The 23,234-nt window shown below is 71.0% G+C and carries 20 protein-coding genes; 6 read left to right on the top strand and 14 right to left on the bottom strand.

Annotated features, from left to right (window positions below; genetic code table 11):
• The first annotated feature begins 57 nt into the window (after positions 1-57).
• Positions 58-2,394, top strand: a complete 2,337-nt coding sequence (locus tag Pka01_RS22815; RefSeq protein WP_203884879.1) for an FAD-dependent oxidoreductase — start codon at positions 58-60, stop codon at positions 2,392-2,394.
• Here the strand turns inward: Pka01_RS22815 and ligD are convergent.
• From ligD to Pka01_RS22830, 3 genes are all read right to left on the bottom strand, one after another.
• Entirely contained in the window at positions 2,370-3,548 is a 1,179-nt protein-coding gene (gene ligD, locus Pka01_RS22820) for a non-homologous end-joining DNA ligase (protein ID WP_203884880.1), read from the bottom strand. The two genes, Pka01_RS22815 and ligD, sit on opposite strands and share 25 nt — an antisense overlap.
• A gap of 30 nt (positions 3,549-3,578) precedes the next feature.
• Positions 3,579-4,589, bottom strand: coding sequence for a phosphotransferase enzyme family protein (locus Pka01_RS22825; protein ID WP_203884881.1), 1,011 nt, complete (start codon positions 4,587-4,589; stop codon positions 3,579-3,581).
• A 121-nt stretch (positions 4,590-4,710) separates the two neighbouring features.
• Positions 4,711-5,589 (bottom strand): ribokinase, encoded by an 879-nt coding sequence (locus Pka01_RS22830; RefSeq protein ID WP_203884969.1) that lies wholly within the window; start codon positions 5,587-5,589, stop codon positions 4,711-4,713.
• Positions 5,590-5,923: 334 nt separating this feature from the next.
• Here Pka01_RS22830 and Pka01_RS22835 point away from each other — a divergent pair, with 334 nt between their 5' ends.
• Complete coding sequence (locus Pka01_RS22835; protein WP_239115212.1) at positions 5,924-6,694, top strand: sirohydrochlorin chelatase; 771 nt, start codon at positions 5,924-5,926, stop codon at positions 6,692-6,694.
• Positions 6,695-6,749: 55 nt separating this feature from the next.
• Here Pka01_RS22835 and Pka01_RS22840 read toward each other — a convergent pair whose 3' ends face one another.
• Both Pka01_RS22840 and Pka01_RS22845 read right to left on the bottom strand, forming a co-directional pair.
• A complete protein-coding gene (locus Pka01_RS22840) occupies positions 6,750-7,127 on the bottom strand; it encodes a DUF2203 domain-containing protein (RefSeq protein ID WP_239115213.1) in 378 nt (125 codons plus the stop codon).
• 380 nt (positions 7,128-7,507) lie between these two features.
• Complete coding sequence (locus Pka01_RS22845; RefSeq protein ID WP_203884884.1) at positions 7,508-8,416, bottom strand: helix-turn-helix transcriptional regulator; 909 nt, start codon at positions 8,414-8,416, stop codon at positions 7,508-7,510.
• A 107-nt stretch (positions 8,417-8,523) separates the two neighbouring features.
• Between Pka01_RS22845 and Pka01_RS22850 the strand changes: the two genes are divergently transcribed.
• On the top strand, positions 8,524-9,906 hold the full coding sequence (locus Pka01_RS22850) for an MFS transporter (RefSeq protein ID WP_203884885.1): 1,383 nt from the start codon (positions 8,524-8,526) through the stop codon (positions 9,904-9,906).
• On the opposite strand, the gene Pka01_RS22855 is transcribed toward Pka01_RS22850, so the two are convergent.
• The gene (locus Pka01_RS22855) at positions 9,893-10,822 is read right to left on the bottom strand and encodes a GNAT family N-acetyltransferase (protein WP_203884886.1); all 930 of its coding nucleotides are present in this window, start codon (positions 10,820-10,822) and stop codon (positions 9,893-9,895) included. The two genes, Pka01_RS22850 and Pka01_RS22855, sit on opposite strands and share 14 nt — an antisense overlap.
• A 146-nt stretch (positions 10,823-10,968) precedes the next feature.
• Here Pka01_RS22855 and Pka01_RS22860 point away from each other — a divergent pair, with 146 nt between their 5' ends.
• The 3 genes from Pka01_RS22860 (at position 10,969) to Pka01_RS22870 (ending at position 15,500) form a co-directional block, all read left to right on the top strand.
• On the top strand, positions 10,969-11,943 hold the full coding sequence (locus tag Pka01_RS22860; protein ID WP_203884887.1) for an aldo/keto reductase: 975 nt from the start codon (positions 10,969-10,971) through the stop codon (positions 11,941-11,943).
• A gap of 79 nt (positions 11,944-12,022) precedes the next feature.
• Complete coding sequence (polX, locus tag Pka01_RS22865) at positions 12,023-13,711, top strand: DNA polymerase/3'-5' exonuclease PolX (RefSeq protein ID WP_203884888.1); 1,689 nt, start codon at positions 12,023-12,025, stop codon at positions 13,709-13,711.
• Between the two features lie 238 nt (positions 13,712-13,949).
• Entirely contained in the window at positions 13,950-15,500 is a 1,551-nt protein-coding gene (locus tag Pka01_RS22870; RefSeq protein WP_203884889.1) for a WS/DGAT/MGAT family O-acyltransferase, read from the top strand.
• A 55-nt stretch (positions 15,501-15,555) separates the two neighbouring features.
• Here the strand turns inward: Pka01_RS22870 and Pka01_RS22875 are convergent, their stop codons facing one another.
• The 8 genes from Pka01_RS22875 to Pka01_RS22910 form a co-directional block, all read right to left on the bottom strand.
• A complete protein-coding gene (locus tag Pka01_RS22875) occupies positions 15,556-16,110 on the bottom strand; it encodes a TetR/AcrR family transcriptional regulator (protein WP_203884890.1) in 555 nt (184 codons plus the stop codon).
• 185 nt (positions 16,111-16,295) lie between these two features.
• A complete protein-coding gene (locus Pka01_RS22880) occupies positions 16,296-17,906 on the bottom strand; it encodes a monocarboxylic acid transporter (protein ID WP_203884891.1) in 1,611 nt (536 codons plus the stop codon).
• Positions 17,903-18,229, bottom strand: coding sequence for a DUF485 domain-containing protein (locus tag Pka01_RS22885; RefSeq protein WP_239115214.1), 327 nt, complete (start codon positions 18,227-18,229; stop codon positions 17,903-17,905). The genes Pka01_RS22880 and Pka01_RS22885 overlap by 4 nt, the downstream gene beginning before the upstream one ends.
• Positions 18,230-18,432: 203 nt before the next feature.
• Positions 18,433-19,905: a sodium/solute symporter gene (locus tag Pka01_RS22890; RefSeq protein ID WP_203884892.1), complete on the bottom strand. Its 1,473-nt coding sequence runs from the start codon at positions 19,903-19,905 to the stop codon at positions 18,433-18,435.
• Positions 19,902-20,273, bottom strand: a complete 372-nt coding sequence (locus tag Pka01_RS22895) for a hypothetical protein (protein ID WP_203884893.1) — start codon at positions 20,271-20,273, stop codon at positions 19,902-19,904. The genes Pka01_RS22890 and Pka01_RS22895 overlap by 4 nt, the downstream gene beginning before the upstream one ends.
• 7 nt (positions 20,274-20,280) lie before the next feature.
• On the bottom strand, positions 20,281-21,039 hold the full coding sequence (locus tag Pka01_RS22900; RefSeq protein ID WP_203884894.1) for a LytR/AlgR family response regulator transcription factor: 759 nt from the start codon (positions 21,037-21,039) through the stop codon (positions 20,281-20,283).
• Positions 21,040-21,147: 108 nt separating this feature from the next.
• On the bottom strand, positions 21,148-22,329 hold the full coding sequence (locus Pka01_RS22905; RefSeq protein ID WP_203884895.1) for a sensor histidine kinase: 1,182 nt from the start codon (positions 22,327-22,329) through the stop codon (positions 21,148-21,150).
• 11 nt (positions 22,330-22,340) lie between these two features.
• Positions 22,341-23,234 carry a haloalkane dehalogenase gene (locus Pka01_RS22910; RefSeq protein WP_203884896.1) on the bottom strand — a complete coding sequence of 298 codons (894 nt, stop codon included), beginning with the start codon at positions 23,232-23,234 and terminating at the stop codon, positions 22,341-22,343.

Genomic DNA, 23,234 nt, shown 5'->3' on the forward strand with positions numbered 1-23,234 from the left:
GCCGGCTCTGGCCACTCGGGCCACTCGGCGCACGGGGCGACACGGAAAGCGAAAGAGATGGAACACGTCGACGCGGTGGTGGTCGGCTCGGGGTTCGGCGGCGCTGTGGCGGCCTACCGGCTCGCCGAGGCGGGACTGTCGGTGGTGGTGCTCGAACGGGGCAGGCCGTACCCTCCGGGTTCGTTCCCCCGCAGCCCCTCGGAGCTGGGACGGGCCTTCTGGGATCCCCGTGAGGGCCTGCACGGCCTGTTCGACGTGTGGAGCTTCCGCGACTGCGACTCGGTGGTGTCCAGCGGGCTGGGCGGCGGTTCGCTCATCTACGCGAACGTGCTGCTGCGCAAGGAGGAGGACTGGTTCGTCAAGGACGAGCCGCTCCCCGGCGGCGGACACGAGTCCTGGCCGGTGACGCGGGCCGACCTCGATCCCCACTACGACGTGGTCGAGCGCATGATCGGCGCGACGCCGTACCCGCTCGGGCATCCGAGTTACGACGACACGCTCAAGACGCTGGCGATGCGCGACGCCGCCGCGGAGCTGGGCCTCGACTGGCGGCTGCCGCCCCTCGCGGTCAGCTTCGCCCCCTCCCCCGGTGCGGAACCCGGGCTCGGGCTGCCGATCGTCGACCCGGTGTACGGCAACGCGCACGGCGTGCCCCGCCGTACGTGCCGGTTGTGCGGCGAGTGCGACATCGGGTGCAACGACGGCGCGAAGAACAGCCTCGACCACACCTATCTGGCCGCGGCCCGCCGAAACGGCGCGGACCTGCGCACCCTCCACGAGGTGCGGGCCATCCGGCCCAGCGTCGGCGGCGGCTACGACGTCGACTACGTCGAGCACATGCCGAGCGCGGAGAACGAGGACGGCCCGCGCCGCGGACGCTGGACCGGCCCGCACACGATCAGCTGCGACCGGCTCGTCCTGGCCGCAGGCACGTACGGGACGACCTCGCTGCTGCTGAAGAACCGCGGGCGGTTCCCCCTCCTGGGCGACGCGCTGGGCACCCGGTATTCGGGCAACGGCGACCTGCTGTCGTTCCTGCTGCGCGCCAGGGACAGGACCAGGACCAGGCCGATCAACGCGAGCCGCGGCCCGGTCATCACGAGCGCCATCCGGCTGGCCGACGGCGACGAGGGCCGGGGGGCCTACATCGAGGACGGCGGCTACCCCTCGTTCGTCGACTTCATCGTCGAGGGCGCGAACGTGGGAAGCGAACTCGGCAGGGCCGCCCGGTTCCTGCTGGAGCGGCTGCGCGGCCTGGTGACCGGCGACACCAACCTGTCCGCAGAGATCGCCGGGCTCATCGGCCCCGGCGAGCTGTCCGGGAGTTCGCTGCCGCTCCTCGGGATGGGGCGCGACGTGCCCGATGGGAGGCTACGGCTGCGCGACGGCCGGCTCGACGTGGTCTGGACGGCGGAGACGAGCGAGGAGTACTTCGACCGCGTCCGCTCGACGATGCGGCGGATCGGCGACGTGCTCGGCGCCGAGTACGCCGACAGCCCCTCGTGGCGGCACAAGCGGGTCATGACCGTGCACCCGCTCGGCGGGGCGCCCATGGGCCGCCATCCCGGGGAGGGCGTCTGCGACGCCTACGGGGAGGTCTTCGGCTACCCCGGGCTCTACATCGCGGACGGCGCGGCGATGCCTGGACCCGTCGGCGCCAACCCGGCGCTCACGATCGCGGCCCTGTCCGACCGCATGTCGACGCGCATCCTCGAGAACCGGCGGACCGCCGCCCTCGAGGTGCCCCGGGCGAAGGCCGCCGTACCCGCGTGGGACGCCGGCTCCCCCGGCGACCCGACCTCGCTGTGGTTCGTCGAGGAGATGCGCGGGTCCCTCGCGGTGGGCAGGACCGATCCGCATTCGCGGATGGGCACGTCCGAGGCGGGCCAGTTCATGTTCCGCCTCACCATCACGGCCGACGACGTGCAGCGCTTCCTCGCCGAGCCGGAGCACCAGGCCAGGGCGGAGGGCTGGGTCGAGTCCGCGATGTGCGGGGGCAGGCGCCCGGTCACGCGCGGCTGGTTCAACCTGTTCGTGCCCGGGGACTCGCCCGACCGCAGGGAGATGCGCTACCGGCTGCACTTTTATGACGCGGAGAACCGGCCGCGCACTCTCGCGGGGTGGAAGGACGTCCACCACGGCCCGCCCACCCGGTTGTGGCTTGACACCTCCACGCTGTACGCCCGGCTGCTGGAGGGCCACGTCGAGGAGGGCGCGGACGACGACGCCAAGGCCATCGCCGCGGGCACGCTGCACATCCTGCCCTCCGACCTGGTCAAGATGCTGACGACGTTCCGTACGGCGGGCCCCGACGGGCCGTCCTCGCTGGCCCGCTTCTGCGGCTTCTTCCTCGGCGAACTGTGGGAGATCTACCGGCCGCGCCACGGGTCGTAGTCGACTTCGAGGGGTTCCTGGGCGGGCCGTTCCTCTTCGGGGACGTGCTGCAGGTTGACCCGGATCCGCGTCCAGTTGGTGCTGCTGCCGCGCATGGAGTCGACCAGGACGTCGGCGGGTTCGAGCCGGGCGGCTGCCTCGGGATGCCTGGCCTTCCAGCGCTCGAAGCCGGCCATCGCCTCGTCCCTGGTCTCCGCGCGGGCGATCTCGATCAGCGGCATCACGGGCACCCGGCGTCCCGTGCCCTTGGGCGCCGCTGGCCGCGGGCCCTGGGCGTCGGCGAGCTCCAGGAGGGCGTCGAGCGAGCCTGCGGCCCGCTCCATGCCGGACCACAGGTCACCGGCCTCGCCGTACCTGTCGGGCACCGTCGCCATCGTGAACTCCTCCGGACGGCGCCCGCCGACCTCGTCCCACTCGAGGGGGGTGGAGACCAGGCCCGTGGGGCGGACGGAGTAGGCCGAGGCCACGGTCCTGTCCCTGGCGTTCTGGTTGAAGTCGACGAAGACACCCTGGCGCTCCTCCTTCCACCACCGGCTCGTGGCGACCTCGGGCGCCCTGCGCTCCACCTCGCGTGCGACGGCCTCGGCGGCCCGCCGCACGTCGCGGAAGGCCCAGCGGGGCTCGATCGCGGCGTAGACGTGGAAACCGCGGGAGCCGGACGTCTTGGGCCAGGCGGTGAGGCCGTGCTCCTCCAGCACGTCCCTGGCGACCAGGGCGACCGAGACGATCTGCTCCCATTCGATCCCCGGCACCGGGTCGAGGTCGATCCTCAGCTCGTCGGGATGGTCGAGGTCCTCGGCGCGCACGGGATGCGGGTTGAGGTCGACGCACCCGAGGTTGACCGTCCACAGCAGATGGGCGAGGTCGCGCATGACGACCTCGTCGGCCGTGCGGCCTGAGGGGTAGCTCAGCTCGACGACCTCGATCCAGGGGGGCCGTTTCGACGGCGCCCGTTTCTGGAAGAAGGCCGCCTGGTCGGTGCCGTGGACGAACCGTTTGAGTATCACCGGCCGGCCGGCCACGCCGCGGAGCGCGCCCTCGGCGACGACCTGGTAGTAGGCGATGAGGTCCCGCTTGGTGTGCCCGGTCTGCGGGAAGACCACCCGGTCAGGATTGGTGATCTTCACTTCCCTGCCCTCGACCTCCAGCGTCATGCCGCCACGATACGTCGCGGCCTCCCATGATCACGGGGTCGCGAGATAGCGCTCGGCGAGTTCGCACGTGCCGCGGGTGTATCCCGCGCCTAGTTCGCGCGCGACGTCGACCGCGGAGTGGGAGCCGATCCAGCCGACGAGGAGGAGGCGGCGGAACATGACGAACGTCCAGATCTCGTCCTCGTCGGCGCGCGGCAGGTCGGCGACGGACCGGTAGCCGCGCACCCATGAGCCGATCATCTCGGGCACCCGCGGGTCGTGCTCGATGAAGCTGACGGCCGCGCCGAAGTCGTACAGGTACCAGCCCATGCCGCAGTCGTCGAAGTCGATGACGCTGGTCCCGGCGGCACCGAGCCCCGTGCCGTCCACGAGCAGGTTGGCCAGGCGCAGGTCGGCGTGTATCAGGCCGTAGCGCTCCGGTCCCGTGCCGAAGCGCCGCAGCCGGTCGCGCAGCCTCGCCTCCAGCCGGGTGAGTACGGCGCGGGCCTCGGCGTCGATGCCGAGGCCGTCCCGCCAGCTCCCCCAGCGGGGGGACGCGCCGAAGGCCGCGTCGAGGTCCCAGTGGAAGCGGGTGAACCCCGGCGGACGGGCCCATCCGCGGGCGTGGAGGTGCATCCGCGCCGTGATCGCGCCGAGCGGCTCGAAGTCCTCGACCAGCCGGTCCAGCGGCGGCTCGCCGCCGGGCAGGAACTCGAACATCACGCACTGGCGGACGTCGGCTCCCGGGGTCTCGACGGTGACGATCCTGGACCCGTCGCGCGCGGGAATCACCCGTGGCGTGCGCACCCCCGCCTCGGCGCGCAGCGCATGGGCCCAGTCGAGCTCGGACGCGATCGCCGGCGGCGAGTGGTAGCCGAGGCGGTGAACGCGCAGGACGGTGCGGACGCCGCCGCCGTCGACGGTGAAGGTGGCGTTCTCCGACACGTTGATGAGGCGGACGTCCGCGCCGGGCGCCACGTCGTAGTGGCGCAGCGCGCGGCGGGCGACCGTCTCGACGTGGGCGAGGACGCCGTCTCCCCCGGACAGGTCGTGGATCCCCATGCGCTCCCCCGTCAGCCGGTCACCTGAACGTCACAGGCTCCCAAATTCGGCGGCCGGCGACAAAACGGGAGATGCTCCGGTTCAGTCCTCAGCGGCCTACGCGGGGCCGAGGATCAGGGGGTCAGGCCGTCAGTGCCGCGTCGATCTCGGCCCGGGCGGGCATGGACGTGCTCGCCCCCTCCCGTTGCACGGAAAGGGCCGCCGCCGTCGCGGCGAAGCGCAGGGCCTCCGCGTTCGACCGGCCTTCGGCGCGGGCGACGCAGAGCGCCCCGACGAAGGTGTCGCCCGCGGCTGTCGTGTCCACCGCCCGCACCGGTACGGCGGGCACATGCAGGCGCTCCCCGGCGCGTGATCCGTACAGGGCGCCCTCGGACCCCAAGGTGACGACCGCCTCCGGGACGCGCTCAAGCAGCGCGCCGAGCGCCTCCTCGGGATCCGCCAGGCCGGTGATCGCCCGAGCCTCGTGCTCGTTGGGGACGATCAGCGTGACCGCGTCGAGCAGTTCACCCGGGAGTTCCTGGACCGGCGAGGGAGTGAGGACGACGGGCGCCCCGGCCGCCCGTGCGGTCGCCACCACGGCCGCCATGGGGAGCTCCAGCTGGAGCAGCAGCGCGTCGGAGCGCCCGATCACCTCGAGGTCGTCCGCCGAGGCGCCCGTGACGGCGCCGTTCGCGCCCGGGACGACGATGATCGAATTGGATCCGTCGTCGTCCACGACGATCTGGGCGATGCCGGAGGAGCCCGCGACCGTCCTGAGGCCCCTCACGTCCACCCCCGCGGCCTCCAGCCCCCGCCGCAGCACGGGGCCGAAGGCGTCGTCGCCCACCGCGCCGAAGAAGGCGACGTCCGCACCCGCCAGGGCCGCGGCCGTCGCCTGGTTGGCGCCCTTGCCCCCGGGGATCGTCGCGAACGCCCTGCCCGCCACGGTCTCACCGCGCTGGGGAGCCCTCGCGGTGTAGGCGACCAGATCCATGTTGGCGCTGCCGAAAACCGAGATCATCATCCGTCCTCTCCCGTGCCCGCCCAGGCTCTCACGTCTCCGGCGGGTGTCTGCGCGGGGCTGAGAGGCGCCCAGGACGGCCGGGCCGGGCTCTCCCGGACCCGCGATCGCCCCGTTCCGCGAGCGGCCTTTCCAGCGCCTCGCGGGAGGCGCCTCCGTCCGGGGGACGGGACGCGAAAGGATCACCCGTCGGCAACAAGCCGCGCGTTGGTTCTGCTATTGGCGCTGATTCACCCTAGAATCCGCCGATGTGAACGAAGGTCACGAAGAGCCGCCAAAGCTCCCTATCCGGGAGCGATCCTCCCGAATGGGTAGCGGCCGTCACCGACGGCCGTTGCCGGCGAGCCTGCCGCCCGACGCCCCCTCGCTGGTCCTGGCGGTTCCGGGGAAGGCCGGCGACGTGGCGACCGAGGTGGCCGCCGTCATCAAGCTCGACAACCCCCAGATCGACCTTCGTCTCGTCTCCCTCGGCGACGGCGGCGCCGACCTCATCACGGAGTTCTCCTCGATCTCGGCCGAGCGCACCGCCGAGGGCCCGTCCGCCGTGGTCGTCCCCCTCGTCACGGGCCCCCACCCGCGTGTGCTGCGCGCCGTACGGGACGCCGTGACGCAGAGCGAGGCCACCGTCAAGATCACCGAGCCTCTCGGCCCGCATCCGCTGCTCGCCGAAGCGCTGCACATCCGGCTGTCCGAGGCCGGTCTGGCCCGGGCCGACCGCATGCGCCTGTTCAACGTCACCTCGCCCGTCGACGGGATCATCGTCGCGACGGCGGGAGGCGACGAGGCGGCGCGCGGGGCGGACGCCACCGCCGTCCTGCTGGCCGCGCGCCTCACCCTGCCGGTGGTCCCCGCCGCGCTCGACGGGGTGCCCACGGTCAGGGACGCGGCGGAGCGGCTGCGGAAGATCGGCGCGAACCGGCTGGCCGTGGCCCCCTACGTCATCGGGCCCGAGGCGGACGGCGACCGCATCACCGCCGCCGCGGAGTCGATCGAGGCAGGCTGTTCCGCGCCGCTGGGCGCGCACGAGGCCGTGGCCAGGATGGTGTGCGTGCGCTACGGGGCCGCGCTGGGCGGACTCCCCGAATTCGACGACCTGACCGAGTAACCGCCCCGCCCAGGCTGGGACGGGGCTACACGTGGTCGGGCTACACGTGGTCGGGCTACACGTGGTCGCCGACGAGGGGCCTGCGGCCCGCGAAGCCCAGTTCGCTGCGGTGGAACCAGGCCAGTTCCTCCTCCCCCTCCATCCAGCACAGCCGGACGGAGACGCCGTCGTCCAGCACGGCGGGGAAGTCGATGAGGACGGGGGCGACCCCCTTGATCTCCATACCCTCGGCGGCGAACCAGCTGAGGATCTCGTCCATCCGCGCCTCGAACGCCTTGGACTCGGGGATCCCCCCGATGGCGGACAGCCCGGACTGTTTCAGGTCGTAGGAGAGCTCCGCCAGATCGGCCCGTAACGTGACGAGTTCACGGACGTGTTCGAGCACCTTCGGCAACAGCGACTTGGCCTCTTCTACGGTGAAGATCCTGTCCACCTCATTCGGCGACGTTCGGCAGGGCTCGGCAACGCTTCGACGGGCGGAAAGCGCCATACCGCGGCGAAAAGCGGTTACATGCGACGCGCTGGGTGGTTTGTACTCCCGGCGGTGATCATGTGTCAAGGAATTGCAGGGCCGCGCAACAAAACGCCCGTCCCGCCCCGCCGATCCCCCGTGTCACTTGACCGCGACGATACCCGGGGTTGACCGCGATCCGGGTGCGACCTGTCACACCCGCTTCCATCGTGGCAGCCGTTTCCGCCGCAACGCAGAGTTAACCCTGGAGAGGTTGCTGCCTGTTTGGGGCAAATGCGAAGATTCCCCGGATCTGGTTGTGCGACGACGGGAGACCTCCCCCGATGGGCGAAGCGACGGCCCTACTCACGATCGGCGGCATACGCCACGTCGTGCTCGCAGGCAGGCCCGGAATGCGCCCGGACCAGTTCCATGCGCCGCCTGCTCTCGTCGTCCGCCGGGCTGTAGACGACGAGCCGCGTCTCCTGCGGCGACGACAGGGCCAGGCTGGTGGAGGTCACCCGGATCAGCCCGGCGGACGTGTGCTTGAGCATCTTCATCCGGCTACCCGGCTTGGCCACGTCGTGCGTCGCCCACATCCGGGCGAACTCGGGGCTCTCCGCGCACAGCCGGGACACCAGCGCGGTCCATGCAGGCTCGCCCGCGTGCCGGGCGTAGGCCCCCCGCAGTGTGGCGACCATCTGCGGCAACTCCTGCTCCCGGTTGACGAGGGGGCAGCAGCAGCCCGGCATCGCGAACATCAGCCACAGGACGTTGCGGCAGCACGCCGCCTGACGGACGAGGCTGGGGAAGAAGGCGGCGTAGGCGGCGTTCCAGGCGATGAGGTCGTAACGGCTGTTGTACACGCAGGCGGGCACCGGGTCGAGGTGCCCCAGGATCTTGTGGATCTCGGGGTCCAGTTCGTCGTCCGCCCCCGGGTCGACCACCTCGGGCAGGTCGGCCAGCCGGTAGAGGTGCTCCCGCTCGGCGGCGTCCATCCGCAGCGTCCGCGCGATGGCGTCCAGGACCTGCACGGACGCGTTGATCGGCCGGCCCTGCTCGAGCCAGGTGTACCAGGTGACGCCCACCCCGGCCAGCTGCGCGACCTCCTCGCGCCGCAACCCCGGCGTGCGGCGGCGCGTCCCGGGCGGCAGCCCCACGTCCTGGGGTGTGACACGCTCCCTCCTGCTCCGCAGGAACGAGGCGAGCTGGTCCCGCCTGGTGTGTGTGCCCCCGGTGTGTGTGCCTTGGGTGTGTGTGACCGTCGCCATGCTCGCCCTCCGGTTCCGGCTGACGACGGCGCGCGCAGCCTGGTGGTGTCAGTACCAGTATCAGCAGGCTCTCGTTACTGGTATCGGGGTCTCCCCATGATGACACCATGACTACCCTCGCAACAGCCGCGCCCCCGGTGCAGCGGTCGAGGTCGTGGCTGCTCACCGTCATCCTCGTGGGGCAGTTCATGGCGATCCTCGATGTCTCCATCGTCAACGTCGCGGCCCCCACGCTGCGGACGGACCTGAACGCCGGCGGATCCGCCCTCCAGCTCGTCATCTCGGGTTACACCATCGCGTACGCGATGCTTCTCATCACCGGCGCGCGCCTCGGCGGCCTGCTGGGATATCGGAAGCTGTTCCTCTACGGCCTCGGCCTGTTCACCGTCGCCTCGCTGATGTGCGGGCTGGCGCCGTCCGCCGACCTTCTGATCGCCTTCCGGCTCCTGCAGGGCGCGGGAGCCGCCCTGATGGTGCCGCAGGTGCTCAGCCTGATCCAGCTCTCCTTCGACGGCGCCGCGCGGCTGAAGGCGATCAGCGTCTACGCGGCGGTCATCTCCGGCGCCGCCGTCGTCGGCCAGGTGCTCGGCGGCCTGCTGGTGACCGCCGACCTCTTCGGCACGTCATGGCGCCCGGTCTTCCTGGTCAACGTGCCGATCGGCGTCGTCCTGCTGATCGTGGGCGGCAAACTGCTGCCGACCGGTCACGTGCCGCGCGAGCAGGGCGTCGACGTGCCCGGCCTGCTCACCCTCTCCCTCGCCGTGTCGCTGCTCGTCGTCCCCCTCGTGCTCGGCCACGAGCAGGACTGGCCGCTGTGGGGCTGGATTTCCATGGCGGCGTCGGTCGTGGTGTTCTGCGCGTTCCTCCTCGTGGAGCGGCGGGCCAGGCATCCGCTCGTGCCGGGCCACCTGCTGCGCACGCCCGGGGTCTCCCCCGCGGCGGCCGGCATCTTCCTCGTCATGGTCACCTACGGCGGCTACCTGTTCACGATGGCCCTGCACCTTCAGGGCGCGCTCGGCGACAGCGCCCTGCACGCCGGGCTGCTCTTCATCCCCGCGGCGGCCATGTTCGGCCTGACCAGCCTCAACTGGAAGCGCCTGCCGGCCCGCCTGCACCGGCCGATGATCGTGTCGGCCACCGTGCTGACGGCGCTCGGCGAGCTCGGCCTCGCGGCCGTCCTGTCCGACGGCGGCCACCACGAGGTGCTGCTCGAGGTGCTCTTCGCCGTCATCGGAACCGGCCTGGCGGGCGCGTTCAGCCCGCTGATGACGGTGGCCCTCTCGCACGTCCCGCAGTCGGAGGCGCCGGACGCCAGCGGGCTGATGGCGATGATGCTCCAGCTCGGCCAGGTCGTCGGCGTCGCCGCGTTCGGCACCCTGTTCCTCAGCCTGACCCCGTCGGCGCACGCCATCTCGGTGACCTCCGTCGGACTGGCCATCACCGCACTGGCCGCCGGCGTCGTCGCCCTTCCCCTGCTCAGGAGGCGCTGACCGTCTTGCGCCACACGTCGATGGCGAGCACGGGGCGCATGCCGGCGGACAGATAGAGACCGAGCGCGGGGGTGGTGTTGTTGGAGTCGACGTGCAGGATCGTGCCGACGCGCCCCCTCCGCTCGTCCGCCGCGAAGGCGTGCCCGAGCAACATCCTGCCGAGCCCCCTCCCCCTGAACCGCGGGAGCACGGCGAGCGTCCTCACATAGCCGCAGTTCTCGTCTTCGACGAAGTGGTCGGTGCCGAGCAGCATCGCCGCAGGCTCGCCGTCGACGCGGGCGAGCAGGAGCTGGTTCCAGTCGTTGGCGCTTGACGCCTCCATCACCTCGACCCACTCCTCGAACGTCCGGGGAACGAACCCGAAATGCAGGGCGAACCCCTCCTGCTGGACGCCGTGCGCCGTGCGCATCAGCCGTATGTCGCCGGGAGAACCGGCCTCCAGGCTCGCCCCGGGCACGGTGACCGGCACGGGCGCGGGGAAGTCGATCCGCATCCGGTGAAAGCTGGTCGCCGGCGCGAACCCGCGCTCGGCCGCGGCCGCCCGCATGGCCGCGTCCTGCTCGTAGACGGCGATGTCGATCCGCACCCGCGGGTGACCGGCCTCCCGCGCCAGCCGCCGCGCCCGCTCCGTCACGGCGTCCCACAACAGGTCCGCGGCCGGCTGATTCCTGGCGCGCACGTCGACCTCGACGTTGTCGCTGTCCCCCTGCCGCTGCGCCCAGCCCCAGCCGAGGATCCGGTCGCCCTCGTGGACCAGCCAGCTGTCGTTGCCGAGGTCGAGTTCCCCCAGCAGGTCGGCGACGTCGGCCCGGGTCATGTCCGGCCTGCCGATGACCGCGGTGTCGTGCTCGGCGACCAGGTCGTGGACCGCCTCTGCGTCGGCGACGTCCGGCCGCCTGGTGTCGAATGTGCTCATCCGGCAGTTCTACGCCGTACGCCGGGGTTCGCGCCTTCGAATATCCGCGGCGTTCAGCACAGCGCATCCCACCGTGCACCTGACCGTGCACCTCACCGCGCACCCCCGACTTGATCGTGGTGAGATGTCCGGAGGAGGTGTGGATATTGGACTACGTACGGCTCGGCTCCACCGGAATGAAGGTCTCCCGGATCTGCCTGGGGATGATGAGTTACGGCGACCCCGACACGTGGGGCGGCTGGGTGCTCAACGAGGAGCAGGCGGAACCGATCGTCCGCAAGGCTGCGGACGGCGGCGTCACCTTCTTCGACACCGCCGACGTGTACTCGGGGGGCGTCAGCGAGCAGATAACCGGGAACCTGCTGCGCAAGATCTTCCAGCGCCGCGACGACTACGTGCTCGCCACCAAGGTGTACTTCCCGATGGGCGGCGGCAGGAACGATTACGGCCTGTCCCGCAAGCACATCCTCTCGGCGATCGACGCCTCGCTCACCCGGCTCGGCACCGATCACGTCGACCTCTACCAGATTCACCGGTTCGACCCTGAGACCCCCATCGAGGAGACGATGGAGGCGCTCCACGACGTCGTCCGCGCCGGCAAGGCCAGGTACATCGGGGCGTCCAGCATGTGGGCCTGGCAGTTCGCCAAGGCGCAGCACGTCGCGGAGCGGGGCGGCTGGACCAGATTCGTGAGCATGCAGGACCACTACAACCTCCTGCACAGGGAGGAGGAGCGGGAGATGGTCCCGCTCTGCGTCGACCAGGGCGTGGGGCTCATCCCGTGGAGCCCGCTCGCCCGCGGCCTGCTCGCGCGCGCCGGCGCCCCCGCCGACACCACGCGCCAGGTCGGCGACGGGGCCCGCCAGGAGCAGCTCTACGGCGGGTACGGCGACGCCGCGATCCTGGAGCGGGTCGCGCAGACCGCGGCGGAACGCGGGACCACTTCCGCGACGGTCGCGCTGGCCTGGCTGCTGAGCCGGCCCGGTGTCGTCGCTCCCATCGTCGGAGCGACCAAGGAGCGTCACGTGGACGACGCGATCGCGGCGGCGGGTCTCACACTGTCCGACAAGGAGATCGCCTTCCTCGAGGAGCCGTACCAGACCCGGCCCCAGCAGTTCTGACCGGTCGTGCCGGCCGCGGGGCCGTCCGGCTCGGGGATCCCCCCGGGCCGGCGGGTCCGGGCCGCGTACGCTGATCTCCATGGGACGGTCGAATGACGAGGCAGCGGCGGCCCTCGAGGAGTACGCGGACCTGTTCGCGCTGACGGGCGGCGACGCCTTCCGCGTGCGGAGCTACCAGAAGGCCGCGAAGTCGATCGCGGGGTTCCCCGAGGACCTCAGGAGCACCGACGTCAGGAAGATCCCCGGCGTGGGCGAGGCGATCGCCAAGAAGGTCGAGGAGTTCCTCGCCAGGGGCAGCTTCCGCCAGCTCGACGACCTGCGCGGCCGCGTGCCCGACGGCGTGCGCAGGCTCACCCGCGTCCCGTCGCTCGGCCCCAAGAAGGCGCTGTTCCTGTTCCAGGAGCTCGGCATCGACTCCCCGGACGCCCTCGCCGAGGCGATCAGGGCCGGACGGCTGACCGGGCTCAGGGGATTCGGCGCAAGGACCGAGGAGAACCTCCTCAAGGGCATCGAGCAGATGGAGCAGTCAGGTCGGCGGGTCCACCTCGGCATCGCCACGGACGTCGCCGAGCGGGTGATGGCCTCGCTCTCCGCCGAGCGGATCGCCTACGCGGGATCCCTGCGCAGGATGAAGGAGACCATCGGCGACATCGACGTTCTCGCCGTCGGCCCGGTCAGCCTGATGGAGACCTTCGTGCGGCAGCCGTACGTCACGGAGGTGATCGCGCACGGCGACCGCAAGACGTCGGTCAGGACCGACCGCGGCATCCAGGTCGACCTCCGGGTCGTGCCCGCCGAGTCGTGGGGCGCGGCGCTGGTGTACTTCACGGGCAGCAAGCAGCACAACATCCGCATCAGGGAGATGGCGGTCAAGAAGGGCTGGAAGCTGTCCGAGTACGGCCTCTTCGACGCCGACGACCAGGTCATCGCGTCCGAGACCGAGGAGGACGTCTACCGGGCGCTCGGGATGTCGTGGGTGCCGCCGACGCTCCGCGAGGACGGCGGCGAGGTCCAGGCCGCCCTGCGCGGCGAGCTGCCCGAACTGGTGACGCTCGAGGACGTCAAGGGCGACCTGCACACCCACACCGACCTCACCGACGGGATCGCGTCGCTGGAGGACATGGTGGCGGCGGGCGCGGCGCGCGGATACGCCTACTACGCCGTCACCGACCACGCGCCGAACCTGTCCATGCAGCGGATGACCCTCGACAAGGCCCTCGAACAGCGCGCGCAGCTCGCCGACCTTCAACGGAAATATCCGGATATGCGGTTGCTACACGGCAGCGAACTCAACATCGCGCCCGACGGCTCGGTCGACTGGCCCGCCGACGTGCTCGCCGGATTCGACCTCTGCGTCGCCTCCGTCCACTCGCATTTCGGCCAGTCCCGCGAGGAGATGACCCGCCGCTTCATCACGGCGTGCGAGAACCCGCACGTCCACATCATCGGCCACCCGACCACGGGGAAGATCGGCAAGCGCCCGCCGGTCGACGCCGACTGGGACGAGGTCTTCCGCGCCGCCGCGCGCACCGGCACGATCATGGAGATCGACTCCTACCCCGACCGGGCCGACCTCCCCTCCGATCTCGTACGGCTCGCGCGCCACCACGGCGTGAAGTTCTCCATCGACAGCGACTCCCACGCGATCCCCCACCTCGCCCACCAGAGGTTCGGAATCGGCATCGCGCAACGCGCCTGGCTGACGACCGAGGACGTGGTGAACACCTGGCCGCTGGAGCGCCTGCTGGCCTACCTCGACCGGCCGTAGACGCGCAGGCGATCGTGAGGTTTTGCGCAGGCCATACGACACCGATACGACATCACGGGTCATTCCATCGACGGGATCGGGGAATGTCATCGGCAGTCAGCTAGGCGGACGGTTCGCGGACGACGCGAGATCGAGCGCGTCGTGCTGAAGGAATCTCCCGGAGATGCCTGAGTAATGTCCCGGTAACTCTCTGCCGCCATTATGGTCACACTCCGGAAGCGAGCAGAGGGGATGGAGCATGCGCCAGCTGACGGCCCTCGACGCGCAGTTCCTGAGCGTCGAGTCGAGCACGACGGCCGCCCACGTGGCCGGCATGGCGATTCTGGACCCGTCCTCGGCCCCGTCGGGCACGGTGACCAGGCAGTGCCTCATCGGCCTGCTGCGTGCGCGGATCCACCTGGCGCCTCCGCTGCGGATGCGGCTCGCCGGGCTGCCCTTCGGGCTCGACCGGCCCTACTGGGTCGACGACCCCGACTTCGACCTCGAGGACCACGTCCACGAGTCGACCCTCCCCGCGCCGGGCGACGACCGGCAACTCGCGGCGCACGTGGCGGAGATCCACGCCCGGCGGCTCGATCGCGGGCGCCCGCTGTGGGAACTGCACCTGATCCACGGCCTGTCCGGCGGCAGGGTGGCCGTCTACACCAAGGTCCACCACTGCGCCATCGACGGCGTCTCCGGTTCGGAGATCCTCGTCTCGCTTCTCGACCCCTCCCCCGAGCCGCGCCTGGTGGAGGCTCCGCCCGAGGTCGCCCCGGCGGCCGAGCCGGGAATCCTGCCGATGCTCGCGGGCGCGTTCGCCCGGTCGGTCACCCAGCCCGTGGAGACGCTCCGCTCGATCGCCCGCGCCGCCGCCGACCTCGACACCATCCCCGTCGTGGCCGCGCTGCCGGGCGCGCGGTTCATGGCCGAGCTGACGCGCCGGATCACGGGCGACGACAGGCCGCTTCCCGAAGTGCCGCCCCTCGCCGCTCCGCGCACGCCGTTCAACGGCCCGATCTCCGCCGAGCGCGCCTTCGCCTACGGTTCGATCCCGATGAGCGAGGTCAGGACCGTCGCCCGCGCCTCCGGGATGAGCTCCAACGACGTGGTGATGACCCTGTGCTCGTCTGCGCTGCGGCGCTGGCTGACCGCCCACGACGCACTGCCCGACCGGCCGCTGCTCGCCGCCGTCCCCGTCGCGGTGCGTACGACCCGCGGCGGGGAGACGATCGGCAACCAGATCTCCGCGATGATCACTCCGCTGGCCACCAACGTGGAGTGCCCGAAGGAGCGCCTGACCACCGTCCGCGCCACCATGGCGGCGGCCAAGCGGCGCTTCGCGCTGTCGCGCAGGACCTGGCTGTCCGACGTCTGCGCGATGTTCCCCGCGGCGTTCACCGCGCTGGCCACCCCGGCGCTGTTCCGGCTGGCGGGCATGGCGGGCACCGGGGTCAACCTCATCGTCTCGAACGTCCCCGGACCGCGGGCCCCGCTGTACATGTGCGGCGCGCGACTGCTGTCGTACCACCCGATGTCCGTGGTCACCGACGTCACCGGCGGGATCAGCGTCACCTGCATGTCCTACGACGGCCGCCTCGACTTCGGCGTCGTCGCGTGCCCGACCCGGCTGCCTGACGTCTGGAGCGTCATCGGCCACCTCCGCGAGGCGATGGACGAACTGCTCGCCCTGGTCGAAGAGCCGGCCCAGGAAACGGACGAGTCGCCCGCCGACGTGCGGACGGAGGAGAGCGCGACGGCGACCGTGCCCGGGCCTGCCTCTCCGATCCGGGAGAAGATCCCGGCCTAGCCGGCCGGCTCCATCCATCCATCTATCCCGGGGCTGTCCCGGGGCTGTCCCGGGACTATCCCAGGGCGTGGGCGATCAGCTCCGCCACCGCGTCGGGGTCGATGTGGTGGCCGGTCAGCAGGCAGAGGCTCTCCTGGTAGAGGAGGACGGCGGCGAACGTGGCGGCCGCGGCCTCCAGCCGGGCCGCGTCGCCGCGGGTACCCGGGAGCGCGAGTTCGAGAGCGAACCTGGCCCGCCTGATGATCTCGGCGTTCAGCCGCCCGAGCCGGTCCCGGACGGAGCGATGGGTGTCGGCCTCGCGGAACAGGATGCGCCGCATGTCGGGCGACGCCCGCAGGGGCAGCATGCGGGCCAGTTTCGACAACGTGCCCGCCGCGTCCCCGGGGACGGCCTCGACGTCCTCCTCTGTGACCATCGTGCGCTCGTCGACGAGCGACACCAGCACATCGATCTTGCGCGGGAAGTAGTGGAAGACCAGGCCCTTCGGAACGCCGGCCACCGCGGCGATCCTGGCCGTCGGCGTCGCGTCGTACCCGCCGTCGGCGAACAACTCCTCGGCGGCGTCGAGGATGCGGGTCCTCGCCTTGGCGGTTTCGAGCGGGTCGTCCACGGGCCAGACGATATCCGGACCTGGGGCCTCAACACCATGACGCAATGGACAGTGGATCCTGCAAAAACGGGGCGAAATAGCAGAAGCCCGGCCGCGGGAAGGGACGCGGCCGGGCTTCGCCGGGAGAGAGCCAAAAGGCTCGGTGTCAGGTCAGCACCCGATCAGTGCTCCGATCAGTGCTCCGATCAGTGCTCTGCCGCCTTCTCCATGCCGACGCCGGTGAGCGAGCGGACCTCGATCTCGGCGTACTTCGACGCGTTGTACTCCTTGCTGAAGATCGTCCCGAGGTAGCCGCACAGGAAGCCGATCGGGATCGAGAAGACTCCCGGGTTGGACAGCGGGATCAGGTGGAAGTCGACGTCCGGGAACATCGCGGTCGGCGCGCCGGAGACGGCCGGCGAGAAGATCACGAGCACGAGCGCCGAGACCAGGCCGCCGTAGATCGCCGAGACCGCGCCGGCGGTGTTGAACCTCTTCCAGAACAGGCTGTAGAGGATCGCCGGCAGGTTGCCGGAGGCCGCGACCGCGAAGGCCAGGGCCACCAGGAATGCGACGTTGAGCGACTGGGCGGGGATGGCGAGGGCGATCGCGATCGCACCGATGACGAACGCGGCGATCCGCGCGACCCGCACCTCCTGCTTGTCGGTGACCTGGCCCTTCTTGAACACGTGGGCGTACAGGTCGTGCGCGAAGCTCGACGACGAGGCCAGCGTGAGGCCGGCGACGACGGCGAGGATCGTGGCGAACGCGACCGCGGCGATGACGGCGAGCAGGATCGTGCCGCCCACCTCGCCGAAGATGTCCGCCCCGATGGCCTCGGCGAGCTGTGGCGCCGCCGTGTTGCCCGCCGCGTTCGCCGCCGCGATCTTCTCCGAGCCGACCACCGCCGCGGCGCCGAAGCCGAGGACGAGGGTCAGCAGGTAGAACACGCCGATGATGCCGATGCCCCACATGACCGACTTGCGGGCGTCCTTCGCGGTCGGCACGGTGTAGAAGCGGATCAGGATGTGCGGCAGGCCCGCCGTGCCGAGCACGAGCGCGATTCCCAGGCTGATCAGGTCGATCTTGCCCCAGATGCCCTGCGCCTCGGTGCCGTACTTGAGGCCGGCGTTGAGGAAGGCGTCGCCCTTGCCGCTCTGCTGGGCGGCGTCGCCGAGCAGGGTGGACAGGTTGAAGCCGAACTTGCCGAGGACGAGCAACGTCACCAGGGCGGCGCCGGTCATCAGCATGACGGCCTTGACGATCTGCACCCAGGTGGTGCCCTTCATGCCGCCGATCACGACGTAGATCACCATCAGCAGGCCGACGGCGATGATCGTCCACACCTTGCCGGACTCCGACGTGATGCCCAGGAGCAGGCCCACGAGGGCGCCGGCGCCGACCATCTGCGCGAGCAGGTAGAAGATGCTGACGACGATCGTGGAGACACCGGCGGCCGTGCGGACCGGACGCGGGGACATCCGGAACGCGAGCACGTCCGCCATCGTGAACTTGCCGGAGTTGCGCATCAGCTCGGCGACGAGCAGCAGCGCCACCAGCCAGGCGACGAGGAAGCCGATCGAGTAGAGGAACCCGTCGTAGCCGGACAGGGCGATGATTCCCGCGATGCCGAGGAACGAGGCGGCCGACATGTAGTCGCCGCCGATGGCCAGGCCGTTCTGCACACCGCTGAACGAGCGGCCGCCGGCGTAGTAGTCCGTGGCGGTCTTCGTGTTGCGGCTGGCCCAGAAGGTGATCGCCAGGGTTCCCGCGACGAACAGCAGGAACAGGATCGTGGCAAGCGTCTCGTGTTTCACTGGGTCTTCTCCTCGACCTGGGCGCGGAGCTCGTCGGCCAGCGGGTCGAGCTTGGCGGCCGCGTGGCGCGAGTACGCCCAGGCGATCAGGAACGTGGATACGAACTGCAGCACGCCGAACACCAGCGCGACGTTGATCTCACCGAGCAGCTTGGTGCCCATGAAGCCGCGGGCGAAGCCCGAGAGCACCACGTAGAGCAGGTACCAGGCCAGGAACGCGACGGTCATCGGGAAGGCCCAGGAACGGTACCGGCGACGCAGTTCCTGGAACTGCTCACTGGCCTGCATCTCCTCGTAGACCGATGAGTCGTGTTGTACGGTCACATGCCCTCCTTCGACAGTGATCTGAATCACTTCAAGGTAGGAGCGCGGTCCCCTCCATACGAGACCTTGACGCCGCCCCGTCGCCCAGCCGTACAGGCCGCACGTTCGCGCGAGCGGTGCATGCGACGAGAGGTCGGTTCCGCGCGCCGAACGGCAGTCGGCCCGTCAGGAGCACGACAGAAGGAACATGTCAGAGAGAACGCTCAGAGGGAACGCGGCCGCCAGTCGCCGCGGTCGAGGTTGAGCCTCTCCGGAGTGTGCAGCCGGACCATCGTGCGGGCGACGCCTGGCGGCACCCGCGACTGCGTCAGCAGGGAGACGACCACCATGACGGTGAAGGAGACGGGCACCGTCCACGCGGCCGGCTGGGACAGCAGCGCACCCATCCAGCCGGTCTTCGGCCCGCCGGTGATCGTCGCCAGGACGGCGGCGCACGCGAGGCCGCCACCGAGGAGCAGCCCGGACATCGCGCCGACCGTCGTCAGCCGCCGCCACCAGATGCCCAGCACGAGCAGCGGGCAGAACGACGACGCCGCGACGGCGAAGGCCAGCCCGACCACGGTGGCCACCGGCAGCGACCTGGCCGTGCCCGCCAGCGCGAACGGCACGACCACCGCGAGGATCGTGGCCACCCGGAACGAGCGCACGCCTCCCCGCAGGATGTCCTGCGCGATCACACCCGCGACCGAGACGGTCAGCCCGGACGACGTGGACAGGAAGGCGGCGAACGCCCCCGCCGTGATGAGCGCGGTCAGCAGTTCTCCTCCCATGCCCCCGACCAGCCGCCCGGGCAGCGACAACACCACCGTGTCCGTCGCCGGCAGGCCGTACACCCGGCCGAGGTAGCCGTAGATCGCGGGCATGAGGTAGAACGCGCCGAGCAGCGTCAGCACCACCAGGGTCGTACGGCGCGCCGCGCGGCCGTCGGGGTTGGTGTAGAAGCGCACGAGCACGTGGGGCAGGCCCATCGTGCCGAGGAACGTCGCGAGGATGAGCGAGTAGGTCTCGTAGAGGGGATGCTCGCGCCCGTGCAGCGGCAACGCCCACGGATCGCCGGGTGGCAGGCCGGGGAACCCGTCGGACCGCCACGCGAGCAGCATGAAGACCAGCGGCACGGCGAGCGCGGTGAGCTTCAGCCAGTACTGGAACGCCTGGACGAACGTGATCGAGCGCATCCCGCCCGACAGGACGTTGGCCGCGACGACGGCGGCGACCACGAGGCCGCCCGCCCATTCGGGCGCGCCCGTGATCGTGCGGAAGACCAGCCCCGCGCTCTGGAACTGCGGCATCAGGTAGAACCAGCCGATCAGCACGACCAGCACGCTGGAGGCCCGCCTGACCGCCATCGACTCCAGCCGCGCCTCCGCGAAGTCGGGCAGCGTGTAGGCCCCCGAGCGGCGCAGCGGCGCCGAGACGAGCACGAGCAGCACGAGGTAGCCGCCCGTCCACCCGACCGGCAGCCACAACATGTCCGCGCCGTAGGTGATGAGCAGGCCGGCGATGCCGAGGAAGGAGGCGGCGGACAGGTACTCCCCGCCGATCGCCGACGCGTTCCACAGCGGCGACACCGTCCGCGAGGCGACGTAGAAGTCCGAGGTCGTGCGGGACATCCGGATCCCGAACGCGCCGATGAGGATGGCCGCCAGCACCACGACGACGATGGCGGCGATGCTCACTGGCGTTCCACCAGGTCGGCGAAGTCACGCTCGTTGCGCTCGGCCTGCCACACGTAGAGCCACGCGCCCGCGATGAACGCGGGATAGATGAGCCCGGCCAGCACTACCCACGGCAGCGGCAGGCCGAGCAGGTGGGCCGACCGCAGGTCGGGGACCAGCAGGAACAGCAACGGAAGGCCGCCGACCAGGCAGGCGAGCAGGGTGCAGACGAACAGCGCGAGGCGGAACTGCGTGCGCACGAGCGAGCGCATGTACACCTCGCCGAGGCGGGTCTGCTCGTCGATCTCCCGGGTCAGCGGGTGGCGCGGCCTGCGGGCGGCGGCCGTCCGGGGGCTCGTCACCACGACCCGTCGCGGTTTGCCCGTCATCGCTCGCTCATTCCGCGTCCTCCCGCTTGACCTTGCGGGCCCGCCGTACGAGGAGGTCGCGCAGCTCACGGGTGTGACGGCGGCTCACCGGGATCTCCGCCCCGCCGACCCGCACCACGCACTTGCCCGAGTCGATGTGCAGCTCCTCGATGTGCTTGACCGCGACGAGGTGGCTGCGGTGCACCCGGAGGAACCCCGCGGACGCCCACCGCTCCTCGAGCGCGGCGAGCGGGATGCGCACCAGATGGCTTCCCGTCGCCGTGTGCAGCCGGGCGTAGTCGCCCTGCGCCTCGACGTACCTGACCTCGGTGCTGGCCACGAACCGGGTGACCCCGCCCAGCTCGACCGGGATCGTGTCGGCCCGCGGCCCGACCTCCCCGACGTCCCGGTTCCCGCACACCCGGCGGATCGCCTCGGTCAGGCGTTCCGGCCTGACGGGCTTGAGCAGGTAGTCCTCGGCCTTGAGCTCGAACGCGTCGACCGCGTGGTCCTCGTAGGCCGTCACGAACACGACCTTCGGCGGGCTCGAGAACTGTGTGAGCAGCCGGCCGAGTACCACGCCGTCCAGGCCGCGCATGCGGATGTCGAGGAAGACCGCGTCGACCGGCCGCCCGTCCGCGATCGCCCGGTCGAGCAGCTTGAGCGCCGCCGCGCCGTCACGGGCCGTCAGGACGTCGCCGATGCGCGGATCCGCCCGCAGCAGGTACGACAGATCCTCCAGAGCGGGCTGCTCGTCGTCCACCGCCAGGACCCGGAGGCCGGTCAAGCTCCACCCCTCTCACCGACGAATCCCCTAGAGAGTGATGACCCGGACATTGGAAAGTCAACGTTTCCCGCCATCACGACCGGATCACAGTGGTCGGGCACCAGGTGTTCAGTGCGCGGACACCCCGGGGTGGTACTTGGGCACGCGCACGGTGACCTTCGTCCCCGCTTCGTGGCCGGTCTCCACGACGAGGCCGTACTCGTCGCCGTACACCTGGCGCAGCCGCTCGTCCACGTTGGCCAGGCCGATCCCGCCGGCGCCCGACCTGTCCTCGCCCGCGAGCACGCGGCGCAGGTGCTCGGGGTCCATCCCGATGCCGTCGTCCTCGACGGTGATGCCGCATTCGGCGCCCGCGTCCTCGGCGATGATCGTGACGTGGCCGACGCCCGGCTTGCTCTCCAGGCCGTGCCGTACGGCGTTCTCCACCAGCGGCTGCAGGCAGAGGAACGGCACGGCCACGGCCAGCACCTCGGGGGCGACGCGGAGCGTCACCTGCAACTGGTCGCCGAAGCGTGCCCGTTCGAGAGTGAGGTAGCGGTCGATCGACCGGAGTTCCTCGGCGAGCGTCGTGAAGTCGCCGTGCCGCCGGAACGAGTAGCGGGTGAAGTCGGCGAACTCCAGCAGCAGTTCCCGCGCCTGCTCGGGATCCGTGCGGACGAAGGACGCGATGGTGGTGAGCGAGTTGTAGATGAAGTGCGGCGAGATCTGCGCGCGCAGCGCCCTGACCTCCGCCTCCATGAGCATGGTCCGCGACCGGTCGAGCTCCGCCAGCTCGAGTTGGGAGTCGACCCAGCGGGCCACCTCCTGCGCCGCACGGACGAGTCCCGCCGAGGCGTGGTCGCCGTACGCCGCCAGCGAGCCGATCACCCGGTCGTCCGTGGTGAGCGGGACCACCACGGCCTGCCGGATCGGGCACTCGGGCAGCCCGCAGTCGAGGGCGAGCACCTGCGTGCGGCCGTCCTCCAGCGTCTCCGCCGCGTGCGCGAACGCCTCTCGCGCGTGGTGTTCCCCCGCGCCGTCGTAGACCAGCAGCTCCTCGCCGTTGGTGATGGCGATGGCACGCGAGCCGAGCAGCTCGCGCAGGTGGCGGGACGCCTTGAGCGCACCCGCGGGGGTCAGCCCGGCCCGCAGGGGCGGCGCGGCCAAAGACGCCGTGTGCAGGGTCTCGAAGGTGGCCCGTTCCGCGGGACTGCTCCCGAGGTCGCGGCGGCCGCGCAGGACCCGCCACAACACGGTGGCCGGCACCGCGATGAGTGCCACGACGACGAGGGCGGCGACGAGCGGTTCCACGCCGCCGGAGCCTACTCGCGTACGAAGGCCGCCACGATCTCCCCCAGTTCAGGACCGGCGTCCTCCTGGAGGAAATGGCCGGCGCCCTTGATGACGGGGTGGTCGATCCCGGCGGCCCCCGCCATGGACTTCTTCAGGATCGGCGCCATCCCGCCCGTGATCGGGTCTCCGTCGGAGAAGGCCACCAGGAAGGGCAGGTCCAGTGTCGTCAGCGTGGCCCACGCCGCCCGGTTGGCCTCCGACGCCGGGTCGTCCGGCGTGGTCGGCACCAGCCCCGGCATCGCCCGCGGCCCCGCCTTGTGCTCCTCCGAGGGGAAGGGCGCGTCGTAGGCCCGCCGTACGTCGTCGGGGAGCGTCGTGGCACAGCCGGACTGGACGAACCGCGCCACGTCGAGCACGGGCGCCGTGGCGACCGCCTCCCGGAAACGGTGCCAGACCTCCGGCATGGGGATGTCGCCGGTCGGCAGACCCGTGTTGGCCGCGACGACCCGGGCGAACCGGCCGGGATGTTCCGCGACGAGCCGCAGGCCGATCAGGCCGCCCCAGTCCTGCCCGACCATCGTGACGCCGTGCAGGTCGAGCACGTCGAAGGCGAGCGCGCGGGTCCACTCCACGTGTCGCGCGTAGGAGTGGTCCTCGGTCCGCGCGGGCTTGTCCGACCGGCCGAAACCGATCAGATCAGGTGCGATCGCCCGCAGTCCCGCCGCGGCGAGCCTCTCCATGACATGGCGGTAGAGGAACGACCAGCTCGGCTCGCCGTGCAGCAGCAGCACAGGCGGTCCGTCGGCGGGGCCCGTCTCGACGTACGCCATCCGCAGCCCGTCGCCCACCTCGGCGAGGCGAGGCTCGTACGGGAAGCCGGGGAGATCGGTGAAGCGCTCGGCGGGGGTGCGGAGGACGTCCAT

Source organism: Planotetraspora kaengkrachanensis (genome assembly GCF_016862895.1).
In the GTDB taxonomy this organism is placed as follows: Bacteria; Actinomycetota; Actinomycetes; order Streptosporangiales; family Streptosporangiaceae; genus Planotetraspora; species Planotetraspora kaengkrachanensis.

What these genes read in the sequence shown, in the direction of transcription:
- Pka01_RS22815 (WP_203884879.1), top strand. Translation starts at nt 58, where the DNA reads ATGGAACACGTCGACGCGGTGGTGGTCGGCTCGGGGTTCGGCGGCGCT.
- ligD (WP_203884880.1), bottom strand. Translation starts at nt 3,548, where the DNA reads ATGACGCTGGAGGTCGAGGGCAGGGAAGTGAAGATCACCAATCCTGAC.
- Pka01_RS22825 (WP_203884881.1), bottom strand. Translation starts at nt 4,589, where the DNA reads ATGGGGATCCACGACCTGTCCGGGGGAGACGGCGTCCTCGCCCACGTC.
- Pka01_RS22830 (WP_203884969.1), bottom strand. Translation starts at nt 5,589, where the DNA reads ATGATCTCGGTTTTCGGCAGCGCCAACATGGATCTGGTCGCCTACACC.
- Pka01_RS22845 (WP_203884884.1), bottom strand. Translation starts at nt 8,416, where the DNA reads ATGGCGACGGTCACACACACCCAAGGCACACACACCGGGGGCACACAC.
- Pka01_RS22850 (WP_203884885.1), top strand. Translation starts at nt 8,524, where the DNA reads ATGACTACCCTCGCAACAGCCGCGCCCCCGGTGCAGCGGTCGAGGTCG.
- Pka01_RS22855 (WP_203884886.1), bottom strand. Translation starts at nt 10,822, where the DNA reads ATGAGCACATTCGACACCAGGCGGCCGGACGTCGCCGACGCAGAGGCG.
- polX (WP_203884888.1), top strand. Translation starts at nt 12,023, where the DNA reads ATGGGACGGTCGAATGACGAGGCAGCGGCGGCCCTCGAGGAGTACGCG.
- Pka01_RS22870 (WP_203884889.1), top strand. Translation starts at nt 13,950, where the DNA reads ATGCGCCAGCTGACGGCCCTCGACGCGCAGTTCCTGAGCGTCGAGTCG.
- Pka01_RS22895 (WP_203884893.1), bottom strand. Translation starts at nt 20,273, where the DNA reads ATGACGGGCAAACCGCGACGGGTCGTGGTGACGAGCCCCCGGACGGCC.
- Pka01_RS22910 (WP_203884896.1), bottom strand. Translation starts at nt 23,234, where the DNA reads ATGGACGTCCTCCGCACCCCCGCCGAGCGCTTCACCGATCTCCCCGGC.